Origin of the sequence: Ruminococcus sp., assembly GCF_017650195.1 — a bacterium.
Lineage (GTDB): Bacteria > Bacillota > Clostridia > Oscillospirales > Ruminococcaceae > Ruminococcus.
Genome location: NZ_JAGCFH010000332.1, coordinates 1 through 3,062, shown reverse-complemented (window position 1 = coordinate 3,062; position 3,062 = coordinate 1). Strand labels below are relative to the sequence as shown.

The window sequence follows — 3,062 nt, the reverse complement described above, 5'->3', positions numbered from 1 at the left end:
TAAAACATAAAGTCATTCGTCTATATAGGTGAAGGAGGTGAGAAGATGAAGCAGGAACTGCATGAGATATACGAAAAATACGGCTCAGACCTTTACGCCTTTATCCTGCGAATGTGCCGCAGCGAGCAGCTTGCGAGGGACATTTTGCAGGACACCATGCTGAAAGCCATGCAAAGCGCTGACAGCTTCAAGGGGGACTGCTCCGTAAAGACATGGCTGTATACTATCGCAAGAAACCTCTGGTACGATCATCTGAAAAAGGCTGAGAACCGCAACAGCTCCCTTGATACGCTCAGCGAACCGACCTCGCAGGAGAGTATCGAAGCCTGCTTTGCGGACAAGGATACAGCCCTGCGCATACATCATCTTCTTCACGAGCTTGACGAACCGTACCGCGAGGTATTTACCCTGAGAGTTTTCGCTGAGCTGAAATTCGCCGATATCGCCAAGGTATTCGGCAAAAGCGAGAACTGGGCAGGCGTGACATATTACCGAGCAAAACAGAAGCTTTTGCAGCTTCTGAAAAAGGAGGGACTTTTATGACAGAGAAAAAAATACCCTGCAATGTCATAGTCGACCTGTTGCCGCTGTACAAGGAGGACATTTGCAGCGAGGAGACCAAGGACATAGTTGAGGAGCATTTCCGCGGCTGCGAGGACTGCCGCCTGCTTTGCGAGACCATGACAGTGCCCGAAATAAAAGAAAAGGACGCTCCCACGGAGAGGGAGACATTCAAAAAAGTGGGAAAGAAGCTGAAAAGAAGCCGTTTTACCAAGTTTATGTCGGTGCTTATGTGTATTTGTCTTATGCTTTTTGCAGGCGTAAATGCAGCGTGGTATTTCCTTAAATACCGTCCCATGAAAAAGCTGTGCGAGGGAATGGAAAAGATAGCACCCTATGATGACGGCAGATATGACTCGCCGAGAGTAAATAAGAAGACGGTATACTCGTCGGAGGACGATAGATACCAGTATCTGGTGGGAATGCCGCATTATCTGAATTTTACAATGGGATATATGCTCGTTGCGCCTAAAGGTGCTGTATCGGTAGACAGTAACGGTATGCTGGGCATTAACAGCACATCAGATTCTGTTCAGAGACTGACGTATGATCATTCTATCTTTCCTAATGACTATGTTGAAGTATGTGCTGTATCTGACACATTGTACGATGGACAGGAAACCAAAGTATTCTTTGGCTTTTGTACGGACAGGGATTTCAACAGACTGAAACAAGCTGATAACGTGGATCCTGAGTCTTCTGTAAAACTGAGGGAGTTCATTGAAGCTCACAGAGATGAGCTCAATGATATGAAAAAAGCCGCACAAGACAAGTGGAGAGACTACCTTAAATAATTTTTTCTATATGAACAGACGATAAAGAGAAAGTTTCTTGGCATAAACGAATAGTAAGTATACAGCAAAAGTTTAAAATTCAAAAATCTGCGATTCAGGACAAAAACCTGCTGTTTAGGACACAGATATTGACTTTCTATGCAAAGCGACCTCTAAGATTTTTCTTAAAGGTCGCTCTTTTTTACAATATTACTTATTTTCTTTTTTCTTCTTTATTGCTGCAAGAATATCGTTAACATTATCTGTATTTGTAACATCAGGATATTCATCTTGAAACTGTAACAAAATATCCTTATTATCGGCTTCCATTTGTCTTACTTTTTTGTACATTTCCTCATAACTCTTATTAGTAATAGCTCTTTCGATAAATACTTTTGAATGTTCAGGCAGTTTATTATAGGAGTCGTAAAGATTTTCCACGGCTTTCTTTATCTGTTCCATACTGATTGGTGAACCATTAATTTCATGCTCCCATAGAATACCGATAACATCTGACAGGTCATATTTATACTGCCGACCTGCCATAAGCTTCATTGCAATTAAATATTCTCCTGTAACAGTACGAAATGTTACAATATTTGAAAAAGTACGATAGAATTTAGAGTATTGAATGATTTTTGGAGTATACGAAGTTGTTTTCATAAAATCTGTATTCAGCCAGCCATTTGGTAAGTCAAATTTGTCACCGACATGATTAATAGCTTCTTTCATAGATGAAGCTGCATTTATAACCGCATCCATATCATAAGTCATTTCACGAAATCCGTAATTTATTACAACAGATGCTCCACCAATCAATATAATATCAGCAGGCATATTCTTACCGTTGATTTTTCGGAATTCTTTTGCAAGCTCTTTTAAATAGTTATCAAGGTTATCTTTTGTGAAAGGCTGCTCAAACAACATTTCTCACTTCACTTTCAATAATATTAAATCTTCTGAATTCTGGAATAGCTTCCTGTTCTGCTATGCGTAACGGTTCATCGGATTTTAATACTTCACTGTTAAGCAGCACACCAATTGGATATATAGGTTTTTCCAGTTTCCGTGTGCGAAGATCGTTATATTTGGCACAAAGCGGTATTTCATTTATTCTTGATAAATAATCAAGCATAGCAAGCAAGTATAGAGCTTCCGGATACCAATGCTTATTATAAAGCTTACGAACTTCGTCCGACTCCAATACTACTACTATAAAATCAAGATCACCCATATCTTTTACATGATGACAGGTATTGCTCTTGAATATTTCAAAGGAGCTGCGAATATCTTCCTTTGCAGAATCTAAGATAGACTCAATGGATATTCCGAGAACTTTTGCTATTTTATAAAGTGTGCCAGCTGAACATTTCGCAAGATCAGCTTTTCCGCTACAAATATCATTGATAGTTGCCTGCGGTACTCCACTATCCTTGCTCAAGCGATATTTAGTCATCTGGATTTTTTCAAGCTGTTCATTTATAAGCATAATAATACCTCCTCTCTTACTTATATTATAACGGTTAACCGAAGTAATTTCAATAGGTAAAATGTATAAAAAAGATGAATTCTTTTTGCTGATCCTTATATTAGAACACTCTATTAAGCCTCATTAATTACTTCCTTTTTTTCAAGTATCTCTTCTTTCAATTCTCGCTTATACTTATAATATGTATTTCTACTAATATTAAGTTTATAATTGTTATCTCTAAGCCACTTGTACAAAAG

The 3,062-nt window shown here is 38.7% G+C and carries 4 protein-coding genes; 2 read left to right on the top strand and 2 right to left on the bottom strand.

Translation table 11 applies throughout. The annotated features are described in order from the left end of the window. Positions 1-45 precede the first annotated feature (45 nt). Both J6U00_RS15115 and J6U00_RS15110 read left to right on the top strand, forming a co-directional pair. A complete protein-coding gene (locus tag J6U00_RS15115; RefSeq protein ID WP_296583281.1) occupies positions 46-543 on the top strand; it encodes a sigma-70 family RNA polymerase sigma factor in 498 nt (165 codons plus the stop codon). Further along, entirely contained in the window at positions 540-1,355 is an 816-nt protein-coding gene (locus J6U00_RS15110) for a zf-HC2 domain-containing protein (protein WP_296583280.1), read from the top strand. The genes J6U00_RS15115 and J6U00_RS15110 overlap by 4 nt, the downstream gene beginning before the upstream one ends. 189 nt (positions 1,356-1,544) lie before the next feature. On the opposite strand, the gene J6U00_RS15105 is transcribed toward J6U00_RS15110, so the two are convergent. Then, positions 1,545-2,261, bottom strand: a complete 717-nt coding sequence (locus tag J6U00_RS15105) for a DUF6036 family nucleotidyltransferase (protein ID WP_296583278.1) — start codon at positions 2,259-2,261, stop codon at positions 1,545-1,547. Next, positions 2,251-2,823, bottom strand: a complete 573-nt coding sequence (locus J6U00_RS15100) for a helix-turn-helix transcriptional regulator (RefSeq protein ID WP_296583276.1) — start codon at positions 2,821-2,823, stop codon at positions 2,251-2,253. Before J6U00_RS15100 ends, J6U00_RS15105 begins: the two co-directional genes overlap by 11 nt. Positions 2,824-3,062: the final 239 nt, after the last annotated feature.

Coding starts and splice junctions, on each gene's coding strand:
- J6U00_RS15110 (WP_296583280.1), top strand. CDS start 540: ATGACAGAGAAAAAAATACCCTGCAATGTCATAGTCGACCTGTTGCCG.
- J6U00_RS15115 (WP_296583281.1), top strand. CDS start 46: ATGAAGCAGGAACTGCATGAGATATACGAAAAATACGGCTCAGACCTT.
- J6U00_RS15100 (WP_296583276.1), bottom strand. CDS start 2,823: ATGCTTATAAATGAACAGCTTGAAAAAATCCAGATGACTAAATATCGC.
- J6U00_RS15105 (WP_296583278.1), bottom strand. CDS start 2,261: ATGTTGTTTGAGCAGCCTTTCACAAAAGATAACCTTGATAACTATTTA.